The 23,283-nt window shown below is 38.7% G+C and carries 21 protein-coding genes; 4 read left to right on the top strand and 17 right to left on the bottom strand.

The window, feature by feature from the left end:
* Positions 1-61: 61 nt before the first annotated feature.
* From GARC_RS20105 to GARC_RS20075, 7 genes are all read right to left on the bottom strand, one after another.
* Positions 62-1,297, bottom strand: a complete 1,236-nt coding sequence (locus GARC_RS20105; RefSeq protein ID WP_226989243.1) for a hypothetical protein — start codon at positions 1,295-1,297, stop codon at positions 62-64.
* Between the two features lie 125 nt (positions 1,298-1,422).
* Positions 1,423-1,851, bottom strand: a complete 429-nt coding sequence (locus tag GARC_RS20100) for a hypothetical protein (RefSeq protein ID WP_007623760.1) — start codon at positions 1,849-1,851, stop codon at positions 1,423-1,425.
* Entirely contained in the window at positions 1,851-3,053 is a 1,203-nt protein-coding gene (locus GARC_RS20095) for a porin (RefSeq protein WP_007623759.1), read from the bottom strand. The genes GARC_RS20100 and GARC_RS20095 overlap by 1 nt, the downstream gene beginning before the upstream one ends.
* Before the next feature lie 285 nt (positions 3,054-3,338).
* Positions 3,339-4,115: a CPBP family intramembrane glutamic endopeptidase gene (locus GARC_RS20090; protein ID WP_007623757.1), complete on the bottom strand. Its 777-nt coding sequence runs from the start codon at positions 4,113-4,115 to the stop codon at positions 3,339-3,341.
* 13 nt (positions 4,116-4,128) lie between these two features.
* On the bottom strand, positions 4,129-4,467 hold the full coding sequence (locus GARC_RS20085) for a YbjQ family protein (protein WP_007623755.1): 339 nt from the start codon (positions 4,465-4,467) through the stop codon (positions 4,129-4,131).
* The gene (locus tag GARC_RS20080; protein ID WP_007623753.1) at positions 4,464-4,910 is read right to left on the bottom strand and encodes an anti-sigma factor family protein; all 447 of its coding nucleotides are present in this window, start codon (positions 4,908-4,910) and stop codon (positions 4,464-4,466) included. The genes GARC_RS20085 and GARC_RS20080 overlap by 4 nt, the downstream gene beginning before the upstream one ends.
* Before the next feature lie 2 nt (positions 4,911-4,912).
* On the bottom strand, positions 4,913-5,416 hold the full coding sequence (locus tag GARC_RS20075) for an RNA polymerase sigma factor (RefSeq protein ID WP_007623745.1): 504 nt from the start codon (positions 5,414-5,416) through the stop codon (positions 4,913-4,915).
* A gap of 170 nt (positions 5,417-5,586) precedes the next feature.
* Between GARC_RS20075 and GARC_RS20070 the strand changes: the two genes are divergently transcribed.
* The 3 genes from GARC_RS20070 to GARC_RS20060 all read left to right on the top strand — a co-directional run bounded on the left by GARC_RS20070 (position 5,587) and on the right by GARC_RS20060 (position 8,915).
* Positions 5,587-5,976 (top strand): BlaI/MecI/CopY family transcriptional regulator, encoded by a 390-nt coding sequence (locus tag GARC_RS20070; protein WP_007623738.1) that lies wholly within the window; start codon positions 5,587-5,589, stop codon positions 5,974-5,976.
* A gap of 7 nt (positions 5,977-5,983) precedes the next feature.
* Positions 5,984-7,561 (top strand): M56 family metallopeptidase, encoded by a 1,578-nt coding sequence (locus GARC_RS20065; RefSeq protein ID WP_007623736.1) that lies wholly within the window; start codon positions 5,984-5,986, stop codon positions 7,559-7,561.
* Between the two features lie 181 nt (positions 7,562-7,742).
* Entirely contained in the window at positions 7,743-8,915 is a 1,173-nt protein-coding gene (locus tag GARC_RS20060) for an alpha/beta hydrolase-fold protein (RefSeq protein ID WP_007623735.1), read from the top strand.
* A 56-nt stretch (positions 8,916-8,971) separates the two neighbouring features.
* On the opposite strand, the gene GARC_RS20055 is transcribed toward GARC_RS20060, so the two are convergent.
* The 7 genes from GARC_RS20055 to hpf all read right to left on the bottom strand — a co-directional run bounded on the left by GARC_RS20055 (position 8,972) and on the right by hpf (position 15,568).
* A complete protein-coding gene (locus GARC_RS20055; protein ID WP_007623734.1) occupies positions 8,972-10,234 on the bottom strand; it encodes a lytic murein transglycosylase in 1,263 nt (420 codons plus the stop codon).
* A gap of 67 nt (positions 10,235-10,301) precedes the next feature.
* Positions 10,302-10,820, bottom strand: coding sequence for a peptide deformylase (def, locus tag GARC_RS20050; RefSeq protein WP_007623733.1), 519 nt, complete (start codon positions 10,818-10,820; stop codon positions 10,302-10,304).
* Between the two features lie 197 nt (positions 10,821-11,017).
* A complete protein-coding gene (locus GARC_RS20045; RefSeq protein ID WP_407636172.1) occupies positions 11,018-12,739 on the bottom strand; it encodes an ABC transporter transmembrane domain-containing protein in 1,722 nt (573 codons plus the stop codon).
* 169 nt (positions 12,740-12,908) lie between these two features.
* Positions 12,909-13,586 carry a hypothetical protein gene (locus GARC_RS20040; protein ID WP_007623726.1) on the bottom strand — a complete coding sequence of 226 codons (678 nt, stop codon included), beginning with the start codon at positions 13,584-13,586 and terminating at the stop codon, positions 12,909-12,911.
* The gene (locus tag GARC_RS20035; protein ID WP_007623724.1) at positions 13,587-14,606 is read right to left on the bottom strand and encodes an oxidoreductase family protein; all 1,020 of its coding nucleotides are present in this window, start codon (positions 14,604-14,606) and stop codon (positions 13,587-13,589) included.
* Between the two features lie 92 nt (positions 14,607-14,698).
* Positions 14,699-15,013, bottom strand: coding sequence for an EF-hand domain-containing protein (locus GARC_RS26065; protein WP_007623722.1), 315 nt, complete (start codon positions 15,011-15,013; stop codon positions 14,699-14,701).
* 198 nt (positions 15,014-15,211) lie between these two features.
* Positions 15,212-15,568: a ribosome hibernation-promoting factor, HPF/YfiA family gene (gene hpf / locus GARC_RS20025; RefSeq protein ID WP_007623720.1), complete on the bottom strand. Its 357-nt coding sequence runs from the start codon at positions 15,566-15,568 to the stop codon at positions 15,212-15,214.
* 194 nt (positions 15,569-15,762) lie between these two features.
* On the opposite strand from hpf, the gene GARC_RS20020 reads away from it, so the two are divergent.
* A complete protein-coding gene (locus tag GARC_RS20020; RefSeq protein WP_007623719.1) occupies positions 15,763-16,602 on the top strand; it encodes a DUF2797 domain-containing protein in 840 nt (279 codons plus the stop codon).
* 98 nt (positions 16,603-16,700) lie between these two features.
* Here GARC_RS20020 and GARC_RS20015 read toward each other — a convergent pair whose 3' ends face one another.
* The 3 genes from GARC_RS20015 to GARC_RS20005 form a co-directional block, all read right to left on the bottom strand.
* Positions 16,701-17,681, bottom strand: coding sequence for an SDR family oxidoreductase (locus tag GARC_RS20015; protein ID WP_007623718.1), 981 nt, complete (start codon positions 17,679-17,681; stop codon positions 16,701-16,703).
* 151 nt (positions 17,682-17,832) lie between these two features.
* A complete protein-coding gene (gene lepB / locus GARC_RS20010; RefSeq protein WP_007623717.1) occupies positions 17,833-18,483 on the bottom strand; it encodes a signal peptidase I in 651 nt (216 codons plus the stop codon).
* Positions 18,484-19,000: 517 nt separating this feature from the next.
* Positions 19,001-23,140: a hypothetical protein gene (locus tag GARC_RS20005; protein WP_039990125.1), complete on the bottom strand. Its 4,140-nt coding sequence runs from the start codon at positions 23,138-23,140 to the stop codon at positions 19,001-19,003.
* Positions 23,141-23,283: the final 143 nt, after the last annotated feature.

Genomic DNA, 23,283 nt, shown 5'->3' with positions numbered 1-23,283 from the left:
GGATAAACAACGAACTAAAAACTGACTGAATACCAAGTTCTAATAATTTGATACTTTTATATTAAAACACCCACTCTAGGGCTAGTAAATAAAGTGTGGCTTTTCTATCGAAACTTGGGTCATTAATTGAAAAGTAAGCTCTGTCAGTTTCTTCACCGTTAATCCAGCTTACTTCTCCCTTTAGAGCTAACCCCGCTTTCAAATCCCATCGAGTGCCAATGGTAAAAGCTTCTGAACTATCTACGGGTAACTGATTAAATATTTCTTGATAACTAAACGCGATTACATCTAATTGCGGACTCAACCCCACAGGTATATCGCTAGCTGGTTGCTCATATTGAGTTTTGTTTTTTGAATAAACAATATAGGTAGAAAACGGAAAATAATTATAACCAGTAGAAATGGAATAACCGTCAGTATCAGGCACTAAAACAAAATCGGCTTGAATACGATTGAGCTCTGTACGAATAAAATAATTGAGGTTCTCATAATTTGCACTCAATTGAAAAACCTCGGTTAAACCAGCCGTTGCTAAAGATTCAGCACTTTGAATAAAACCAAGTTGTCCTAATAGCCCACTAAATTCGGTTAACTCATCTAGCTCTATACTCGTTTTACCTCGGTGATATGAACCTCTAAAAGTCCAGTTTTTATAGTTAACAACACTGATCACACCACTAAAATCATTAGTTTTAGCGTTCATAACGCGCTCGGACACAACAATTTTATCTTCAAAATATCCCCAATAACCTTCGATATTCATAACAAACTCTTTGCCGGTAATTTCATAGTTTGCCATCAAACCATCAAATGTTGAAAAGAAGTGTCTAGGGTAAATTTGTTGTGGCAATGTTGCCCAAGGGTAGGCATAACCTACATCAATCACATCACTATAATTTAAAAAAGGCGTTCGTTGTCTCCCAAGTTTAAGTTTTAGTTTATTGGTGGGGGCGTAGGTCAAATATAACCATTCAACACCAGAGTCTCGTTCTTTGCCGGTATGCCCAATTAGCTGGCCGGTAAATGCTAGCTCGTCTAGAAGCTGATAATCAACTTGCACACCAATCAGGCTTTCTTGATCGAAACTAACTGAATTGTCGTAACCAAGGTATTCGGCATTTTTATCATCTAAGTAACCCATAACTACTCGGGCAAAACCAGAAAATTGCAATTTATCGATAGTTTCTGCTCGTAGTGTCGCTATCCAGCTGAGCTGAGCCAAACTAATCATAAAAATGAAATAAAGAATGCGATGTATCATGACTTTAATAACGCCGTATTTTGCGAGGTTGAACATAATGTTATAACTAAGGTTAGTTTCAACAGCCTTGCACTAAAAAGTAAAAACCAATCTCTGTTGGTTTTACTAGTTAACGTTGCTTGTATAAATATAAAAATAGGCACAGTGGTATACATACTCGATTAGCGAATGGAATAAATGACAGTTAATCCATCAGGAATGGAAATACTTGCTGGTAAATACCCTACTGAACCTTCATGTTTTTCAAGGTATTTCAACACCATACTTTCACTATCAGCTTCTTTAGGAGCTTGTTTTCGTCCGGTAAAACGCATCTGCGCCCAATACGACTGAATACGAGATTCTGTTAAACCTACTACTTTTGTATTAAATAGCACTCGGGTTTGGTTGTCGGGTGGCAGTGCAATAGCTTGTAAATCAAAAGGTACTGTTCCACCCATAAACAAATTTCGCACTTGCTGACGAGTGAGTTGAATTGATCTATCTTGTGTATTCGCCACCACCACAATTGCATTATTTTCCTCATTTGCAAAAACGCCAGACATAACAAAATAAAAACATAGAAACATAAATGTAGTATGACTTTTCATTAAAATACCCACTCTAAGCCAAGCTGATACAAGATGGCTCGGCCATCAAAACCTCCTAGGTTTTTAACTGCATAATCATTACTGATATCGTCATAAGCTTCCACCAGTGTCATTTCGGCTTTGAGCGCTAAGTTATAATGCCAATCCCAACGTATACCTAGTTTTTTACCTACTGAAGAGTCGTCAGGAAAGGCCGCTAATACCCCAAGATAAGTAGCGGCAAGAGTATCTAGTTCGGGTGACAAACCAAATGGAATTTGATTGGCGAGGTGATCAAAATGGAGATTTTTTTTACCATAGGAGAGATATACAGTATATGGATAAAAGTTATACCCAGCCGAAATATAATAACTATCAATGTCTGCGACTAAACCACTTTCACCAACCATTTTGGCGACTTCACTACGCACAAAATAATCCAAATTTTCATAATTAACGCTTAATTGATAAAACTGGATAAGTCCGTTAGCGTTAAGCCAATCAGCATTATCTGTAAACCCCAGCTGACGTAATAGCTGACTAAACTGGTTTGCCTCTTCTTGTGCAACCTTAGCATCGCCATGATTATAGGAGGCGCGAAAAGTGAGATTTTTATACCCTACACTAGCATTAACCCCAAAAAGGTCGTTTACCTTAGTGTCTATCTCTTGACTAGCCAAATATATTTTGTCGTCAAACCGCCCCCAATAACCTTCGTAGTGGATCAACCAATCATTAACTGAAAATTGGTAATTAGCTAACACACCGTCGAAACTAGAAAAGAAAGCGGTGTCATAAAACTGCTGCGGTAGAGTCAACCAAGGATAAGCAAAACCAATATCAAGACTGTCGCTATAATTAAAAAACGGAATACGTAATCTACCTAATTTAACTTGCAGGGCATTATTGGGTGTATAAGTGAGGTATAACCATTCAAGTCCTGAATTACGTTGCTCTTCTGTATATGCAACCAGCTGACCTGTAACGGAAATTTCCTCACTCAATTTATAGTCAGCTTGAAAACCTAGCAGCGATTGTTGGTCAAAACTAACATTATTTCCATACCCAACATATTCGACATTTTTATCGTCCACATAGCCCATTAGCAAACGAGCAAAACCAGAAAATTGTAAGTTATCTTCATTTCCGGCATATGTAATAGGGCTGAAACACAGCAAAAAAAGTAGAGCACTGGAGGTAATAGTTAAAAATCGAACGTTCAAATTACGAATAGCTTTTTTTAGGCGTGTTTATTATCCGTAAACATACTACAGGACTATGCTGAGTCAATACTTTTTGCTAAATCTAATACCAGTATAAAAAGGATGGCTTAACTTAATCTAACTTATCCAACATCCCCATATTCTTCTTCGCTACATTAGTAAAAATACAACAAATTTATTATCGCTGAGCTTGTCATAGGGGTAGCAGTTATGGATTGGAAATCAAGTTTATTGGTTAAATACCTTTGAAAAATAGTAATGACAGGCCTTAAAAATCCAACCATGTTACTGAACCCCAAATCCCCCAAAACTTATCACAGTTATATGGGCAACCATATGCGCCAATATAGCGCATTCAAGCCCGCGCTTGTAAAATAGCCAGCCTGCAATACAACCAAAAATGGCATTGCCCACTATGATGTACAGGTAAAGATAAACACTAGGCTCATCGGTCAACAACTGTGCAACAGGCAGATGCCCCACACCAAACAACAATGCTGATAACAAGATACCAAACACATAATTGTATTCGTTTATCTTACTGCCATGTGTTTGGCAGACTTTATAACAGCCCCAAGTAAAAAATGACATTAGCCCCCAACGCACTAATATCTCTTCAGTGATGCCACCGTAAAGCAACTTAGTATGCCATGGAGGAATAAAACGTTCGCTTGCTTGCAAAAAATCTATTGGTAGAAAACCTGCCATAAGATAGAAAAAACCAAGTAAACAAAACCCACCAAAAACACCTCCGAATATAGCGGGTACCAGAATATCAGTGAACTTTGGCAGATGTGTCGATACGCCACATAATCTATCAATAACTGGAGTCGTTAAATTCACTCGTTTTGCAAAAACGCCGCCCAACACCACCATCAACATTAACAACACACTGCTTTGAATAACGGATATTACTTGTACCCAGAATATTGATATAGGCAGCGGCTCTGGCGACAACGAGATAAGCTGAGGTACAAGTGAAACAGAAGATAATATGCCCACAAAACCCAGTACAAATAAAACCAAGTATTTAGGTTTATCTGAGCCCAGAGTTAATGCCATGGAGAACTCCCAATTAACCTTTTACTTCAGGTGCAAGTTTCACTGCCGTGCCAAACACCAAAATTTCTGCGGCACTTTGCGCCACCATAGAGGTGGTAAAACGTACATCTATAATGGCATCGGCTCCTAAACTTTTGGCTTCATCTATCATGCGGTCTATGGCTTGTTCGCGACTTTCGGCCATTAACTTGGTGTATTCATGAATTTCTCCACCCACAAGATTTCTCAGTGAGGCCAATATATCTTTACCAATATGCCGGGCACGAATGGTATTACCACGTACTAATCCTAAGTGTTGAGTTATCTCTCGATTAGCAATTTGGCTGCTGGGCACAACTAACATGTTATTCATAAATCCACCTTGTTATATTTATCGGTTTTACTGATGATTAAACGCTGACGTAATACTGTTAAAAACAAACCAATACCGCCGCCCCAAATAAGGCTCATTACAACTTTGCTGTATAACGGAATACTACTATCCAGCCAGAAATGATAAACACCAAATACCACGCTTATTAACACACCACTGACTATGGCAAACCAAGCGAAATCAAACATTCGCTTTGAGGTCAAATCCTGTAAAACTGCATTCATTTTTTGTTGCTCCATATTAGGATAATAGGCTTGACTCACCGCGCCTTGTATCTGTTTCAATTGTTCATAGGTTTGGCTACAACTTTCACACTGACTAAGGTGTACCGATACACGCTGACTCTCTTGCTGGCTTAATTCCCCATCCAAAAAGCCTGATATTTGCTCGCCAATATGTTCACATAAACTGGTGTTTTTCATGGTTAGTCTCCAACTGTTTCGGTTAACAGCGTTTTTAATGCTAAACGAGCGCGATGTAACCCAGACATCACTGTACCTTTGGGTATATCTAAAACTTCAGCGATTTCCAAATACGACATTTGGTGGTAATCCTTTAACAACACTAACTCCCGCTGCTGTTGTGGCAAAACAGCCAAGGCTGCTTTTATTTTTAGGTTTAATTGTGTTGTTTCTGCGGCTTGTTCGGGATCTAGAGCAAGTTTTGAATCAAGTTCATGATCTACGTGATCATCAAATTCATCGCTTTGATGGCGTTTTTGCTCTCGTAATTTATCTATCGATTTATTACGTACAACGCGGTAAAACCAAGGTTTAAAATCGACGCTGCTCGATTTAGGCGCACTCTTGTGAACAATGGCAATCGACACTGAGTCCTGCAGCACATCTTGCGCATCAGCTGTTTGCCCAAGTATTTGCAAGGCTAATTTAAACGCCCCTTGGGTAACCTTTGCTAATGTGTCTTGCATCTCATTCCCTACTTAAAACGAACAAACATTTACCTAACTATATCTATAACGCCCCAGCTTTGTGGTTTATTCCATAGATTGCAAAATAAATTTATTTCACACATTTGTTGACAAGATAACTAACCTTCTCTACATTTGTAGATATTAGCTCGACAAACGTAGAGATAGATGTGAAAACCGACATAAAACTCAGTGAATTTGAATTAGATGTAATGAACATACTTTGGCAAGCCGGTAAAGCTTCTGCGCCTGAGGTGCATGAAAAAATCAAGTTAGACAAAGACGTGAGTTACTCAACAGTTAAAACCATTATCGACCGACTCGAACAAAAAGAAGCGGTCACTCGGGCAGACCAACAAGGGCGCACCATTTATTATGCCCCAGCGATTGAACGTGAAGCCCTCTCTCCCCCTTTACTCAAAGGTTTTCTAAAACGTATGTTTGCAGGTGATCCACACAAAATGGTGGCGCAATTACTTGCCAACGAACAACTTGATAACAGCGAAATTGAACAGCTAGAAAACATGTTAGCTGCGCACAAAGCAAAAAATAACAAGTGAGGCGATAATGACAACTTATCTAACTATTACCCTATTGATCAGCGGTCTCTGTGGCTTAGCCATTGTGTTATTAGGTAGTGCGCCAGCCAGATTGCGTTTTTACATTTGCTTAATGTTATTGGTTACTTGGCTTACCCCTTGGCAATTATTGCAATTTCAGATGGTATCAAACGACTTTGCATTACCATTAAATATTCTGAGTGACTTCAATTGGGGTAATTCCGCAGCCGTAACTCAAGACACTTCGTTAGCTGCCCCATTAACTGAACAATCATCTTTTAAATGGCTAACCTTTGATTGGTTATGGCAGGCTGCATTTACCATAGGTTTACTCCTGTTTTTCAAAGATTTAGTAAGTTATGTAACGTTACATAAACGCTGGATAAAACACTCCACACTAGACAACCAAACATGGAATACAGCACAAATGGCTCAGCCTAACTGTGATATTCGCCGTATCAAGTCACACTCCCAAGGCATGGCAACCGGCCTAACTAAACCCATTATTTGGCTAGACAGCGACCAGCATGACACCGATAAAATTCGCACTATTGTGTTGCACGAACTCACCCATATTCGCCAACATGATCCCTATTGGTTATGGGCGATCACCCTAATACAACGATTGTTTTGGTGGAACCCACTGATTTGGTTTACCGCAAATTATGCAAGGCAACAAATCGAATTAAGCTGCGATGAGCAGTGCAAAAAGCATTTACCCAAAGGCAGTTATCAACTGCAGTTGATTAAACTGACATTACAGGTGAATAAGCAGCAACAACCGCTGAAAATGCCAGCTGTGTTACAAATGAGTGGTACACCGGCATTTAATTTACAGCGAATTAATAAACTCAATAAGGAACATAAAATGAAAAAACGATATGTACTAGTGATGGCGGCGTTATTGTCGCTAACGGGTTGGATTGGCTTTTCTAATGCAACTGTTAATACACAACAACCTGCTAGCCATGAGGATAAATCTGTAGGTATAGTCACAGTAATGAATGCTACGCATGAGCAAAACTATACTCTGGCAAAAACACAATTAGATAAATTAGTAAACTCAATTGACGACCATGATGCCTCAGGACAATCCACCATTTGGAAACTTTACGCTGGTGTAGTACTGCAGCTAGACCCCAAAAACCCACAAATAATAACTTACATGGATAAGGCCCTGGCCTTAAAGGATGAGTTAACAATCACAGAAACTTTAGCCAACCTGCAAATGGCACAGAGCATAGCAGCGAGTCAAGAACGATGGGATAAACAGCTCGACTATGCAAAAAGGTGGCTTGAAATCGCAGACAACAACGTAGATAACAAACAACTATTATTTCTAACAGCAGTCTCACACTATTCTTTAAAGCAATATGACGCCGCAGTCGCAGCATTAAATAAGTTAGTTTCAATCAGCGAAATTCAAGAATTTCAACCTCAGGAACAATGGTTGAATCTCCTAATGGCCAACCATTTCGCGACTAAAAATTCCATTGAAGCGATTGCGGTACAAGAAAAAATCGCAATGTTGTACCCAAGTGAGAAAAACCAAAAGCTACTAGAGAATATGTCTCAAATACTTTAATAATGCCCACTTAAATACAAAACACATAACGAGTTAAAAACTCCTTATGTGTTTTGCTATTTTAAATAACTAATTCACAAAATACTGAGTATTGTGAAGTCTAAATCGGTTATTTTTAGGCTTTGTTCAACGGGTTTGCTCCCCACTCAATAAAATCATAGACAACAAAAAAGGATTGAAAATGAAGAGCTCAATCGTATTGTTTTTTTTATTACTACTTTCAAATTCCTTAATTGCTAGAAACAAATCCACTATAAATTCTATAGAAGAAATTGCTATTGAAAGTAATGTTTTGGCAGAAAAAAGAACCGTTATTGTTTACTTACCCGAGGGTTATGACAAAAGTTCAGAATCTTACCCTGTGCTTTATTTGACCGATGGTGAAGTTCATACAAAACATAGCAGCGGAACCGTAGATTATTTATCAAAGTTTCGACTGATTCCTGAGATGATTGTCGTAGGTATAATTAATACTGATCGAAATAGTGACTTGAGACCCACATTAACTAGAGACAAAAAATTAGAAATTGATGAAGGAGCCGATCGTTTTCTAACGTTTATTACTGATGAAGTAATACAAACAATAGACAAAGGTTATCGGACATTAGGATATAAAGTATTGTCTGGGACGTCTTATGGTGGTTTGTTCGCCGTCAATGCGTTTATCACTAAACCCAATGTATTCGATGCGATTATCGCAATCAGCCCTTCACTTTATTGGGATGACCAAGTCATGCTTCACAAAGCGCAAGGGCTTTTTTCTGCGGGTAAAGCAAAAGGTACCTTATTTCTATCAATAGCCGAAGAACAACCGATAATGACGAACGCATTCAATTCGTTTGTTTCGGTTTTAGAAAAAAATCCAACTGACAATGTCAACTGGATGACTAAAAAAATAAGTGATGAGACGCACAATACAGCTGTTCTGTTGGGTCAATATTACGGATTAAAGAGTATTTTTAATGGATGGAGCATTCCTGAACAAGCCCCTCAAAACTTAAAACAATTACTCAGTAGATATAGAAAAATGTCTCACCAACTGAAAAGCCAAATTGTTCTGCCTGAAGACAGAGCTAATGGTTACGGACAGTGGTTAATGCATTTGAATAGAGTCGACGAAGCACTTGAGTTGTTTAAATGGAATACCAAAACCTACCCTTCATCAACTATAGCTTATGAAACTTTAGGATTAGCAGAAGAAAAAACAGGTCATCTTCATGACGCTAAAAATAGCTTTGAAATTGCATTGAATATTAGTCGTAAGAATAACCCTTCAGAAGTAGCACGTTTTGAATTAAATTTAAAACGTATTAATGATGCGATTGGGAAAGACCAAGAAGCCATTATTCCCTAGTTATCTAACAGTGAACTATCTCGTTACCAGCGAACGAGATAGCAAAGACTTACAGATTATAATTCAGCAAGACCTTTAGAGTCTTTGATACCTTCTATAGTGGGTGCGTTCATCACAGCTGCAACCGTTTCTTGTGATGGATAACCATCAGAAATCAAACCCACAGACAATTGAAATGCACGAACACCTTGGCGTGTCGCTGGGCCTAAAATTCCGTCAGCTTCTCCTACCTCATAACCTAACTGATTAAGTTTTTCTTGGAATTGCTGCATTTCGACAATAGTGTAGTTAGGTAATTCAGGTAAAGGTTTTGATAACGTACCTTGGCCTTTTATTCGGTCAGCCAGGTGGCCTACTGCAATGCCGTAATATTCGGAATTATTCCAACGAAGGATCACCTCAAAATTGGGGTAAACAATAAATGCAGGTCCAGTATGTCCAGCGGGAATTAACACAGCAGCTTTTAAGTCACTATCACCTAAAGTTTTGCCACTAACTTGAGTCACTTTTTGTTGTGACCAAAAAGACAAAGTTTGAGGATGAGATTTACCGGCTAATTGATAGTTAAAGTCTCCGGGCAACAAAACTTCTCGCCCCCATTTAAAGCCTGTTTTCCAGCCTAAGTTCTGCAAAAAATTAGCAGCAGATGCCAGTGCATCTAATTCATTGTTCCACAGATCAACTTTTCCATCTGCATCACCATCTCTAGCATATTTCATATAGGCTGTTGGCATAAATTGGGTGTGTCCCATGGCGCCAGCCCAGGAGCCAATCATATTTTCATGCTCAAGGTTTTCGCGCTCAAGTAACAACAAAGCTTGTATAAGTTCTGCAGAAAAATAAACACTTCTGCGCTGATCACAAGCCAGGGTTGTTAAAGCAGGGATAATGGGGATTTTACCTTTGTAGCCACCAAAGTTAGTTTCTAGCCCCCAAAAAGCAATTAAGTAATGTGCTGGCACACCATATTGCTGGGTAAGTTTGGCTAAAAATTCACGATGTTCTGCTAATTTTTCACGACCTTTATTGATGCGCCAATCAGTCACTCGTTTCGAAAAATACCCCGTAAAGGTTTGTACAAATTCTGGTTGATTGCGATCGTAACTTAGAATTTTTGGTAAGGGTTTCACTTGCCCTAGAATGTCTACAGTGGTGATTTCTGACACACCTGCATTACGAGCTTGTTGCTGTAAACGTTCAATACATTGTGGAAATGTTTCCATTTCAGCTTCTTGACTTTGCTGACCATGGGAAACAAAAGCCACTGATGTTAAGCCTGCGGCGATAAGTACAGTTTTAAATGAAGAAAAAGATATCAATGTCACTATCCAAAAAGTTTAAAGTTTGTTGTTCTAAAGTTTATGCTAACCGACTTAGTAAAAATCCTTAAGTGAATTTCGCTACCCAAACATCATTTGCCATAATATTTTCTGTATCGGCAATATGATCAAGCCAGGTTTTGCCAATTAAATGGTCAAACTCATGTAAAAAAATGCGTGCCACAAAACCTTCAAGTTTGATATTTTGTGTTTTACCCTCGATGTCCAAATACGCCACATCAACTGCATCTGGGCGTTCAATTCGGCCACGTAATCCCGGCACAGATAAACACCCTTCCCACTCCCAAACCTTGTTATCGCTACTGTGTTTAATCAGCGGATTAACCATAACCAAAGGCGACATATCTGGCGCATCTGGATAGCGAGGATTAGGTCGTGAAGCAATAATCATAATGGCTCTAGGATCAAAAACTTGCGGCGCAGCAATACCAATGCCATTAGCCTCGAGCATAGTCCCCAATAACTCATCAACAAATGAAGTCAGTGACCCTTGACCAAACTCAGCCAACTCAACCTGCCTAGCTGGCCTCCTAAGTATCTCCTCCCCCACCTGCGCAATTTTCATAAACTGTCCTTCTTTATCATTAACCTGACATCTAAAAAGCATTAAACCACAGAGAACACAGAGCGCTTCGCTACACAGAGGAAAAAAATATCAACTTAATCTTCTTTTCCTCTGTGATCTCTGTGTCCCTGTGGTAAAAATTCTTTTCGTTTTTATCTGTTCGCTCGTAGCTAGTAACTAGAAACTCGACGCTGCTCTTAACTCACCAACTGCAATTGTGCGAATTCTCGATACAAGGCATTACTTTCCACTAATTCTTGGTGAGTGCCTATTGCGACTATCTCACCTTTATCCATCACCACTATTCTGTCTGCGTTGATAACCGTAGCTAGTCTATGGGCGATTATCAAAGTGGTTTTGTCTTTCATCAATTCTTCTAGCGCTAACTTAACGTGCTGCTCATTAGATGCATCTAAAGAACTAGTGGCTTCATCTAACAGCAAAATGGGTCTGTCAGCCAAGATAGCTCTAGCAATGGCAATACGCTGCTTTTGACCACCAGATAAACGTACACCTCTTTCACCTAAGTTAGTTTGATATCCTTCTGGCAACTCGATTATAAAGTCATGAGCGCGAGCCGCTTTTGCAGCGTTTTCAATATCTAACTGGCTCGCATTAGTACGGCCATAACCAATGTTGTCTTTCACACTGCTGGCAAATATTACTGATTCTTGCGGCACCAAGGCAAATTGATCACGCAAGTCAGATACATCTAACAATTTTATATCTTGGTTTTCTAATGCTATCTGGCCACTGCTAACATCATAAAAACGTAGCAATAATTGAAACAATGTAGACTTACCTGCCCCACTTGGCCCTACCAAAGCGACACGTTCACCACTTTTTATCTTCAGATTCAGATCTTTTATCACTGTAACAGTATCAGTTTGAGGGTAATAAAAGCTCACATTTTGTAACTCAATGTCACCACTGACTTTATTAGGTAAGGCAATAGGTGACTGGGGCGATTCAATACTGGTTTGAGTGTTGAGCAGTTCCATTAAACGCTCACTCGCACCTGCTGCTTTTTGAACTTCACCAATCACTTCACTAATGGTGGCCACAGCACCACCCGCCATCACAGCGTAGAACATAAAGGCGGTTAACTCACCTGCACTCAGTTCACCTGTTAATACCTGCTGGGCACCAATCCACGCCACTGCCGTGATAGCAATAATGCTAATTGCCATAATAAAAGCCACCAGCAAGGCACGGTATTTAATCCGTAATTGCGCTGCTCCCATCACACTTTCGATACGAGATTGAAACAATGTCTTGTCTATTTCTTCATGGGAGTATGCCTGCACAGTGTGGATTTCATGTAAGGTTTCATCTACATAAGCGCCCACATCGGCAACTTTATCTTGGCTATTTTTAGAGTGAAATCTGACTTTGGCGCCAAAAATCCTAATGGGCAGTAATACTATCGGCACCGCAATGAGTACATACAAGGTCAACATTGGGCTAGAAAAAAGCATTAAAAATAATGCACCGATAAAAGTAATACATGAGCGCAACCCCATAGATAAACCCATGCCAACTACAGACTGTAATAAGGTAGTGTCTGCGGTAAACCGAGAAATCACTTCTCCAGTACGAGTTTTAGCAAAAAATGCCGGCGATAACGTCAATAAGTGCCCGTATACCTTTTGCCGAATATCAGCGCTGACTCTTTCACCCAGCCAAATCATCCAATAAAATCGAAAATAAGCAGCAACACTACCTACAAGAGCTATGCCCATGACCAAAAACATAGTTTGATTTAACTTCTCGGCGTTGTTTGCTACAAACCCCTCATCCACCACAGCTTTAATGCCTTGGCCTAATATTAGCCAAGACGCCGCACCTACAATTAATGCTGATATGGCAAAAGCCACTTTCGATTTGTAAGGACCAAGTTGCCCGAATAGCCATTTCATTACTGTGCTGGTTTTAGGGGATTGCAAAGTGTTTCTCTCTTAAATTTGTTAAGTAGATTGAGTATGGGGGCACTAGGTTGTGATTACGACAGGTCAGCCAAAGTAAAAAGTATCAAACTGTTACAGGCTTTTAAACATAGCCCTTATACCAATCAATATTAAGAATGGCTTAGTCATCAACATTCAAAATAGCCAATATCAATACGAAAAAGCATAACACTAAGTTAAACAACGGAATTTGTAGATTGGTTGGCATCATATAAATAACACTGACAGCTGGGATCCAAATAATCCAAGTGGTTACCACAGTAGTGGGAATTTGTACTTTGATGAGATCATCAAAATGTTTTTTTGATTGCATCCAATTAAACCGCTGATCTTTCCATAAAAAAGCCAAGGCAATGAAAGGTCCAGTTAAGAATGTAGAAAACACAAACTGATCAAACGCGGTCTTTTTCACTATAGTCAGCCAGTCATTTCCGTCTCCGAACAGCACAACTTGGAGAGTATAAAATGCATTTATTAGACTACCTAACAAGGCCCAAATTAGCATATAAAAAATCAGTTGTTGAATTGGCATAAATTTAATTTTGCCATTCAGAAACATAACTATAAAAGGCAACAGGCCTCCAAACAAAGAAGTGGAAATTGCCGCATATAACACACCATACTCAGCCTTTAAATCGGCAAAAAATTGAAAAGTCTGCTGCGAAGCTGGCCAATAGAAATAACTTAGGCCTATGGTTAAAGCGAAAAGTTGCAAACATAAACCTGGCCACAAGTTTGCACCTATAGCCATTTTTATATTACTAATTAAACGCGTGGCATTAGTATTATTGGATGTCATTCATTTTTCCCTGAATAGATTGTACAAACTAGCTAGAGCATTATCCGTTTGTGTTTGCATATAAGAATTGATTTTGTAATGCCCTGGACTCCAACCTAATAAAAATCGGTAGAAGTCGGCCCAAGCTATTGCATATAAGCTTCGCCATTCGTGTTGTAAATGAATAAAATCCATGTCTATTTGGTATTGATGAAGTGCTTTTTGAAATTGTAAAAAATATTCATCTAATAGAGTTTGTTCGTGCTTAGCTAAGTCTTGCTGATTTAGACAGGCTCCCAAAAAATAAACGAGATCCTTTACTCCTACTCCTCTACCTACATATTGAAAATCGACTGCAGCTAAGTGTCCAAGGCTATTATCATCGGGAAAACAAAAATTAGCCAACTTTGCATCGCCGTGTACTAGTGTTTGAAATTGGGCATTATTCAGTGTTGAGTCTAATGCTTGAGCAGCATCTTTTAGTTTACCTGCTTGCATCACCTCCAGCTCTTCTTGACGAGTAGCGAGGTGCCAATAAGTGCCCACAGGCCAAAGATCATCACTGTCTTGTTGCAAAAACCTAACGTGAAAATACGCCAACCACTTAATACCTAAGATCACATCTGCTATCGATGCTTTTTCTTTACGCAACGAAAAGCCCGCTTGATCTAAATCTTGTAAAACTAATATTTGTTGTTGGTTTTCAGAGAATTCAGCCAACAATTTAGGTACTAAACAATATTCATCACAAATAGAAGCGTAATCTCGATAAAAATTGGCTTCTATTTGGTAAGACTGTAATTTACGTTGATGGCCAGTTTGTGTATTCCAACCTCTGGGATGAACCTGCTCCGCTTGCTTTAAAGGCGGTAAAATTTGTTTAACAATAAAAGTGTTATTGAGCCGAGGACTGATATAACGAGCGATCTCACCATATCCACTCCAAAGGGATTGCAATGTATGCAGTTTACTAAGATCGGGATCAGAGAAGTGACACTGGAGTTGGGCTAAAACATTGATATTGGGTATCAACTCAATCAAAATTGAAACTATATCCTAACTTATACAGAAACACTTAAAAGTGCCATCAAAAAAGCGATTCTAAATGAATCGCTTTTTTGGGCTAACATCGCTTATCTTTCTCGACGTGGCGGTTTATGATTAGTAAATTCTTCCTCAGTTATTACCCCATCTCCGTCGGCATCAATATGCCCAAAAATAGTAGCATGCTCATTGTTTGGTACGTTACTCTGTTCAAACTCTGCATAGGTAACTGAACCATCCCCATCTAAATCCAATGTTGAAAATTGAGGACGTTCGTTTTTAGGCATATCTCTCCCTCCTCGCTCTTGAGCATGAGTGGACAGACTAATAGACATTCCAATCAAACAACAAAGTGTTAATAGTTTTACTGAGCTATTGGTTTTTACCGCGTTAATTAAATTCATTTTATAACCTGCTTGTTTATTTAAGTTCAGGTAAAGCTTACCGACAATTCAAACAAACTGTGTGCAAGAATCAGGTAAAAAATGTGCAAAGAAAGTGCAAAGAAATATGAATAAATTGTGGGAAGGTAAAGTGTATTTATGAGATAGCGCTCAGACTATGAAAATTAACCTGAGCGCATTTGCTAAGACTATTGGTGACTAGGTTAAATCCATACCCTGAATAATTTCATGGGCTATTTCTGGGGTGGTTACAGTAGGTTTATCATGCAAATCACCTTTTAACTGTCCTTTACGATGTTTAAGTGCTGCATCCAATTTTTTACTTGCTTGAGCGATAGCAGGATACATCACTGCACCTTTGCCTTTTACTGCGATACTGGTGCCTTCATATTTAGTGGCTACCTCTGCACTGTATTCACCATGCTCTTTAGTCACGATGATATCTATGGCGATTAGGGTGGGGAAATGACTGGCTATTTTAATGAACTTTTGTTGAATATCTTCATTAACTGACTCTGAGATATCGCAATGATGACCTGAAACATTTATTTTCATAGATTTTCCTCTTTGCTCTGATTACAGTTTTTTTTGTCTTCAATATATAGCTTGGGACAATATAAGCAAAACACAAGGAACATCCAATATAAAAACTCATACGCTTTGATATTTTTCCCTACATAAAGGTAAACCAGCGCAATTCTGTGCTAAATTTGCGACATATTTATGTGACCATTCTTGGATAAAATATTATGACCTTGTACCAAGGCAATACTCGCAAGATGCGAGTAAGTACGAATTCAGACAATATAGCTCAATATGCTCTGCCCATTGGCGATAACCAAATCAATATGAATGCTTTGATTGGCCAATCACTAAAGGTTAATTATGGTGGCGAAATACATTGTATACACTGCGCCACAAAAACCAAAAAGAGCTTTAATCAAGGATACTGCTACCGCTGTTTAATGAAATTGGCACAGTGTGATACTTGTATAATTAAACCTGAACTATGTCATTACGAACAAGGCACGTGCCGCGAACCAGCTTGGGGCGAAGCTAACTGCCTGTCAGACCATTTTGTGTATCTAGCCAACACAGGTACCATAAAAGTTGGTATTACTCGCCATGTAACAGATGGGGTGTCTAGCCGCTGGATAGATCAAGGTGCCACTCAAGCCATTGCTATTATGCGCGTGCAAAATAGGTTAACCAGTGGTTTGGTTGAAATGGCGTTTAAAGAACACATTGCCGACAAAACCAATTGGCGCACTATGCTCAAAAGCCAACCTGAACAAGTGGACTTAGTGGCACTAAAAGAATCGTTATTGGAACAAGTAGAAGGTGATCTAGACGAAATTATTGAAGAGTACGGATTTCAGGCGATTGATATTACTGATTCCCCAGCCATTGATATTCATTACCCTGTTGAGCAATACCCCGAAAAAGTAAAATCGATCAACTTAGATAAAGACTTAGCCTTTGAAGGCACCCTATTGGGTATCAAAGGTCAGTATCTGATGTTAGACGGCGACCGAGTGATCAATATGCGTAAATACTCTGGTTATAATTTGCAGATTGAAACCGCCTAAAAAAACAACTCTATTTAAGTATCTATTGCTACTGCGCGACATACTAAATTAAGTATGCGCGCAATTAGGAATAAGGTTGTTACTGTTACTATTATTGGTTATTTTTTTACTAGTTTATTCTCTGAAACCTTGTCGATTTCTTCATCCAATATTTCAATCAACCTAGCGCGATCAAACTGATGAACTTGGCCATTGTTAAGTTCTAACATTTTGCTAATTTGACGACGAACAGTGGCATCAGCTTGCTCAACAGTAGCGGTAACCATATAACGAGACTTAGGTGTGTCACTTTGCATAATGTGTAGTGCGGCAAGTGCAACGTCTATGGGATCATTGCCTTTTTCTACCTGAGTTAGTCCTGCAACTAACCCATCACGTTCTTTTTTATATTGACTGTCATCTTTCCAATATTTGGTATCACTCATCAATTTGTTGGCAGCATTTCCAATGTTGGAAGCATAATTTCCTGGTTCAATCACATGTACACTTACCCCAAAACGGCTCATTTCTTGAGACAATGCATCGGTATAGGCTTCAATAGCATGTTTACTCATACTGTAAGCTCCAAACATTGAGCTTGAAAGAATACCTGCAATAGAGCCTGTGGTAGCAATACGCCCCTTACTTTCGATGATCATCGGTGCAAAAGCCTGGGTGACTTTAAAAGGCCCAAGTACATTGACATCAAATTGATATTGCAGTTGCTCAGCGGGCAGTTCGATCATAGGACCAAACACAGCTACACCGGCATTGTTAATCAAACCATACAGACCTCTGCCTTGTTCTTTAACAAATTTTGCAGCAGCGTTTATCTGCTTTTGATCACGCACATCAAATTGCACGGCGGTAACATTTTCCATCGCATTCATGGCCTGCATTTCGTCTTTATGTAAAACACCGGCGTAAACAAAGAAGCCGTTTTCACTTAATTCTTGGGTCATTTTTAATCCAAGACCTGAGCTGGAGCCAGTTACTAATACAGCTTTTTGATGTGCCTTTGCTTCACTGTGATGAGCGCTGTGCCCATTAAAACTGATGAATAAAGTCAAGCTAACTAAGAAAATTGTGAGTCGTCTCATGGAGATCCCTTTTTGGTTTAATATTTAGGATGGATTATTCGACCCAATTAGCCGTAATCGCTATCAGTATATGACAACGAACGGCCTTGCTACATTTACATCTACTATTGGCAAACATTAGCAATAGCTATTTTAGGCTAGTTGCCGTTTTCTAAATCAACGGCTCATTGAAACGCTCTTTACGAGGTAAATAATAATTTTCGGGATCAAGTGATACTAATACTTTATTGGCCTTACCTTGAATTTCAATGGCAGGTACAAACCCATAATATCGAGAATCAGCACTATTATTTCTGTTGTCACCCAAAACTAAATAATGCCCCTCTGGCACTATCACTTCAGCAAAATTATCACGGGCTTCAGCCATAGGAATAAATTGCACAAAATGCGCTACGTTACCCAGAAACTCAGTTTTTCGAAGTGCATTTTTACTATCTTGATAGAGGATGGGTTCACCATTGATAATCAGCTTATTATCAAACATAGCTATACTATCGCCAGGCTCACCAATCAATCTTTTAACTAGTCTATTACCAGCTTTTTCAGAATTAAAAACTACTATATCACCCCGTTTTGGCTGACCAGTTTGCATAATTTCAATATCAGTAAAAGGCACTTCTAAGCGATACGCCATCTTATCAACAAATATTCTGTCGCCCTCAACTATGGTTGGCAACATAGACCCAGTAGGCACCACATACCAATCAGCAAAACTGCTACGTGAGGCAAATAATACTAAAGTAAAAAGCACAATCCCCCAGTTTTCTTTTAGGAATTTGTTAATTGAAATTTTGATATTCATAGTTTAATCCTTGTAAAAGTAACTCGACTTAAGACCAAGATAATACCGCTAAGTTTAGATGCAGTTTGTAACCCTATGTGTCAGCACTTTGCGAAACAATAGGTGTCAGTTTTTATCTTTTTGTAATAAGACTGCAATATCTTATCGTTAAGATACTTCTCGTGAATTGATATATTCTCATTTTATGTTGATGTGTGTGGTTCCTTCCCTGGAACACTTTTAGAGACCTGAGGGTCTCTTTTTTTGTATGAAATGCCAGCTGACAAATAAGTAACCAAGGTTACGTCTCCTCACTCTATATTTACTCGCCAAATTATCCAATTCAGCACAAGCTATAATCACAACCTTTTTCATTAAAATGCCCTAGTGTGACTCAAGATCGAAATTTTTGGGTTTATAGAGACTGGTTTTTGTACGTGATAGCGAGCTAATACTATAAAGCCAAACGAAGATAGATAAATACGTAGCAGTATTGAGTGGCACAACTTATGTCGAACTTAGGTTTACCTAATAATATTCATTTTTGTAAATTGCTGCGTATCAAACTGGCGCTATTAGTTAAACTGCCAATAGTGCCTAATACTCCCATAGCCGAAGCCACTATCATATAGAGTGAATTGCCTGATGTGAGGGCAATTCCACCAATTATGGCTAATATGGATAAGGTAATGGGTAGTCGGTATTCCTGCCATTTACCCACATCGCCACGACTGATCAGTTTTTTGAGTGTTTCTTTATCTTCGGCGTATCTAACAAAGTACGCAAAACTTTGATTTACAATGCGTATTCTGCCCCGTTTTACAACAATTAGTCCATTTAGTGCGAGATGTTCGTACATTTGTACATTGGCTGGATTGATGCGTTTATTGAGTGCTAAATGATAAAGGGTTAATTTTTCGGCAGAAGAACAGGACTCCCATTTGAACCGATACAGGGCTTCAGCTTTTAGTAAAATATAGTTGATGGAAGCCCATTCTTGATGGCTTTTTTGCCATTCTTTTAGGTCAAGCCAGCGTGCAAAATCATAGGGATTTTGATCTTGTGTATCACCTAAATCTTTTTGCATAAATGCCAACATGGGAAAGGCTTTAATTTCATTCTGAATAAAATTGATATCGAGCTGCTGAGTTAGCTGATTTGGAATTTCTACCGAAAAATCCATCAGACATTCCGCCCAGGCGAAATATTCACCCGCGTCCATTTGTCGCACCGGCAATAAATCCTGAGTGAGCATACTGTCCTTTATACATAAACGTTGCAGACTATGGAAACCACCAAAGAGGGTCAATGATTTTAAGTGGCCAGACAGCAGCAGTGATTTGCAGTGATTTAGAATACGCAACAATACCGCGCGGTGTTTAACTTGTTGCAGACTGATCTCTATATCCCAAAGTTTAATATGATTAGCTGATTTCAACGTTTGCATAGAAATTTTCATATTGGGCAGTAAGTCTGTTTTTGTTTCTCTTTGCTCTTTGGCGAGCTCTTTAAATAACGGACTAGCATTAAACAAGGTAGCAAATTCTTTTGGAAGTTGTTCAGAGTCACAGTTATATAGCTGCAACAGCATAGCTAGATTATGTCCGCCTTCAGGCTCTTCCACTAAATTCATTACCAAGTTTTCAGAAGGTTTAAATTGGCTGCTTGGTGTTTTTGCCATTTGATACAAATGTCGCAAATATTGTGGGGAGCCGTACAAACGTACTGATAATATTCGTCGGTTAAAACGAACCCAAACAAAACACAAGAGGATAAATGTAAGCATGGGTAGCGCTATGCTACTGAATGTTACTGCTTGGAGCCGTTTTAGCTTGGATGTATTAGCCGTAGACTTAAACAAATAGCGATTAAACCAACTTTGCGCATTGCCTGTACTGATAAGGTGACTGTAACTCTTAACATCAACGGGACTAGTATAGGCTTTACGCTTTTCAGTACTGAGTCTTTCTCTCCACTCAGGTGAAATAGGAAGTAAATCAAGGGCATTAGTTTTATGTTGAGTAATGGTATTCGGATAACGACTTAAGGCAATTTTATTTAGCTCTATATATTCATTATTAAGTCGCGCAGGGTATACGTTTTTTTCATAATACCACTTAAGACCAGAGGCTGAGGTCATGCCTACCGAGTCTAAATACGAATAACATAAACCACCAATAAACAGATGTAATAACACTAGTACCTTAGCACCGTTGGCTATGTTGATAGGGCGTTTTTGAGCCTGCCGAGAATTAACATAAAATCGTCGATATTCGCCAAAACCCCAGAGTAAGCACAGTATTGCAAAGGCACTGCTAAGTAAAAAAGAGCTATGTAAATCGAATAATTGAAATTGTGAGTGATTACTCCCTCGGTCAAGTGCTTGTCCGAGCCAATACCCGATAAAGATAGTGCTAATGAAAACGGAATTAAAAACCATGACTTTGCGTAAGTCTATGGTTAGTGGGATATCTAACCAATTTTTCAGTTTGTAAGTGGCATTAAATCGTTGTAATAACCATAGAACTAAAAATATGCCCAGTAAACAAGTTGAAATGCTAATCGTATTAAACATAAAAATATTAGTCATATAGGTGTTCAAACTTTCATCAGGGATAAATATCACCAATACCCACTGATCAATAACTAATTTTTGTAATCCAAATTGCCCAGCGACACCATGATAAAAACCGTCTATCCAGCTATTTTTGTTGCTAATTCCAGTGCGTATCCTGTGGGCAATCTTTTCAGTACCCTGACCAAATTCAAAAAGATTTTCAATCAAAGAGCGATTCTCGTCCAAATGGAAAAGTACATTGCCGTTGTCTCGATTCACCACCATTAAACTGAAGTCTTGTAGTTTACCCTCATCTATTTCCATTAGATTTAACGACGGGAGTTCGATATCTGCGGTAAAAATGTATTGTGTGTCACTAAGTGCAGGCAATTCACTCACCGCTAAGGGTAAGGCAATAGTTGTGCCTTTAGTCCCGTCGCCAATATTGCGCAAGCGCTGAATATAAAAATTACTTACTTCATAATTTTCTATTAAGTCAATGTGATGAGAGTCTGTAGGACAAGTGCAATAAAAGCATCTTAAACCGACCTTCCAGCCTTGTTGATCACGAACATGTTTAAAATATTCACGATTGGCTAGTGTCTGCGACTTAGGTTTTTTATTACTTTCTATATTATATAATCTGGGAAATAGCTGCTTACCTTTATCATCTAACAACAATGTGCTGAGTATATATGAGTCCGAGTTTACTCGGTCGTAATCAAACCAAATGTCATAACTGTTGTTACTTTTGTTACTTTTGTTACGAGCGTGACGTGAGAATAAGTTAATAGAGCTAGAATCATTTATTAAAGCTGAATCAGCAATACTTGTACCAATGAGATTGGTTGTATAATAGCCATTAATCAATGTGCTATACACAGACGGAACATCACAGCTCGATGAATTGTCAGAAACTGGGAAAGTTACTAGTGCATTAGTTATGTCATGAGCAGTGTTTTGTTGCTCCAAGTCTAACAAGTTACCGTAATAGTGATGATAAGATTCAATTTGTTGTTGAATGTCCCATAACTCTTGTTCTAGTTGCGAGCTAACACTTTTCATTAACTCCCCAGCTAACGAAGTTTTGTTTTCTTGCTCAATACTTTTTTCATTTAGTGCAATATAAAATGAAACCATCATCACAAATAACATGTAGCTACAAAACATTGTGCAACAAAAGAATAACTTGCCAACCGGTTGATGATTTGACAATAAAAATAGGCGTAACATCATCCAGGCAAAGAGCAGTAATATCAGCACTATTGCCAGCAAACTAATATTCCAGCGCTGATTAGCTTGGGTATTCAATAAAGTTTTGGGTAAAACCCCTATGATAAATACGTTATTTGCGTTACTTACCTCCTTCTCATTCAGGAAATTTAATTTGCTATTGAGCTGTATAGGGTAAATAAATAAGCGGTAGTCATGAGACGTGAGTTTAAAATCAACATAATTACTATAACCCGGTAGGGGTTCAGATTTGCTGCTAGTAGATGGGCTACCTTTAGAGGTTAAACTGCTCCAATCTAAATTTTGTTGGGACGCAATTATTTGGCTAATGTTATTGACATTAACAATAGACAAAACGGACTTATCACCAATACTGGCAACCACTTCATTGTTGTTATTTATATATAGGTGTAATTTAAAACCATTATTTGGAGTTTCCAAAATGTCCGTTATTTTGACTTTTGCATAGGGTTTTTTATTCTTTCTAAGATCTTGCAGGTCAATTTTTGCTGTTGCTAAATAAATTTGAAAATAATCGCCTTCTAAATCAAAAAATACCTTCTCATTCTCGTCTACACATTCGGATTCTGGATTATTTACATTTTTGCGATCTCCCTTACAGAGATTTTGCTCATAACTCGGAAAAATGGCGCGGATAGAGGATTCACTATTGCCGTGTGTAAGTAACTGCTCCAATTGCAGTAAATTTTCGTGGGACCGCGAGGCCGACTCAGACAAAATTCTGAAAAAATTGGCGTTGGAGAATTTGTTTTGTTCCACGCTGTACTGGTAATACAAATAGGTTCCACCGGCCAGTAAGCCAATGATAACAATGACCCAAATTTTTGCGAATCGAGGCGGCCGTTTAACTTGCTCCGTAGGTTCCATTTGAAGGTACTTGCATCCGTTACTTTAATTTACCTATGTATAGTTATTGTACAATATGCAAGGATTGCAAATAATTGTCTGAAAAAGGAGGGGTTTGACGAGATAGATAGAAAAAACGCAATAATAGCGGCTTTTGGTTTATA

Source organism: Paraglaciecola arctica BSs20135, from assembly GCF_000314995.1.
Classification (GTDB): domain Bacteria; phylum Pseudomonadota; class Gammaproteobacteria; order Enterobacterales; family Alteromonadaceae; genus Paraglaciecola; species Paraglaciecola arctica.
The sequence above is the reverse complement of the archived record's forward strand: the minus strand, read 5'-3'. Positions and strand labels throughout refer to the sequence as shown.

What these genes read in the sequence shown, in the direction of transcription:
- lepB (WP_007623717.1), bottom strand. Translation starts at nt 18,483, where the DNA reads ATGAATATCAAAATTTCAATTAACAAATTCCTAAAAGAAAACTGGGGG.
- GARC_RS20005 (WP_039990125.1), bottom strand. Translation starts at nt 23,140, where the DNA reads ATGGAACCTACGGAGCAAGTTAAACGGCCGCCTCGATTCGCAAAAATT.
- GARC_RS20105 (WP_226989243.1), bottom strand. Translation starts at nt 1,297, where the DNA reads ATGTTCAACCTCGCAAAATACGGCGTTATTAAAGTCATGATACATCGC.
- GARC_RS20090 (WP_007623757.1), bottom strand. Translation starts at nt 4,115, where the DNA reads ATGGCATTAACTCTGGGCTCAGATAAACCTAAATACTTGGTTTTATTT.
- GARC_RS20015 (WP_007623718.1), bottom strand. Translation starts at nt 17,681, where the DNA reads ATGAGACGACTCACAATTTTCTTAGTTAGCTTGACTTTATTCATCAGT.
- GARC_RS20075 (WP_007623745.1), bottom strand. Translation starts at nt 5,416, where the DNA reads ATGCAAGACACATTAGCAAAGGTTACCCAAGGGGCGTTTAAATTAGCC.
- GARC_RS20060 (WP_007623735.1), top strand. Translation starts at nt 7,743, where the DNA reads ATGAAGAGCTCAATCGTATTGTTTTTTTTATTACTACTTTCAAATTCC.
- hpf (WP_007623720.1), bottom strand. Translation starts at nt 15,568, where the DNA reads ATGAAAATAAATGTTTCAGGTCATCATTGCGATATCTCAGAGTCAGTT.
- GARC_RS20045 (WP_407636172.1), bottom strand. Translation starts at nt 12,739, where the DNA reads ATGAAATGGCTATTCGGGCAACTTGGTCCTTACAAATCGAAAGTGGCT.
- GARC_RS20020 (WP_007623719.1), top strand. Translation starts at nt 15,763, where the DNA reads ATGACCTTGTACCAAGGCAATACTCGCAAGATGCGAGTAAGTACGAAT.
- GARC_RS20080 (WP_007623753.1), bottom strand. Translation starts at nt 4,910, where the DNA reads ATGAAAAACACCAGTTTATGTGAACATATTGGCGAGCAAATATCAGGC.
- GARC_RS20040 (WP_007623726.1), bottom strand. Translation starts at nt 13,586, where the DNA reads ATGACATCCAATAATACTAATGCCACGCGTTTAATTAGTAATATAAAA.
- GARC_RS20100 (WP_007623760.1), bottom strand. Translation starts at nt 1,851, where the DNA reads ATGAAAAGTCATACTACATTTATGTTTCTATGTTTTTATTTTGTTATG.
- GARC_RS20065 (WP_007623736.1), top strand. Translation starts at nt 5,984, where the DNA reads ATGACAACTTATCTAACTATTACCCTATTGATCAGCGGTCTCTGTGGC.
- def (WP_007623733.1), bottom strand. Translation starts at nt 10,820, where the DNA reads ATGAAAATTGCGCAGGTGGGGGAGGAGATACTTAGGAGGCCAGCTAGG.
- GARC_RS26065 (WP_007623722.1), bottom strand. Translation starts at nt 15,013, where the DNA reads ATGAATTTAATTAACGCGGTAAAAACCAATAGCTCAGTAAAACTATTA.
- GARC_RS20085 (WP_007623755.1), bottom strand. Translation starts at nt 4,467, where the DNA reads ATGAATAACATGTTAGTTGTGCCCAGCAGCCAAATTGCTAATCGAGAG.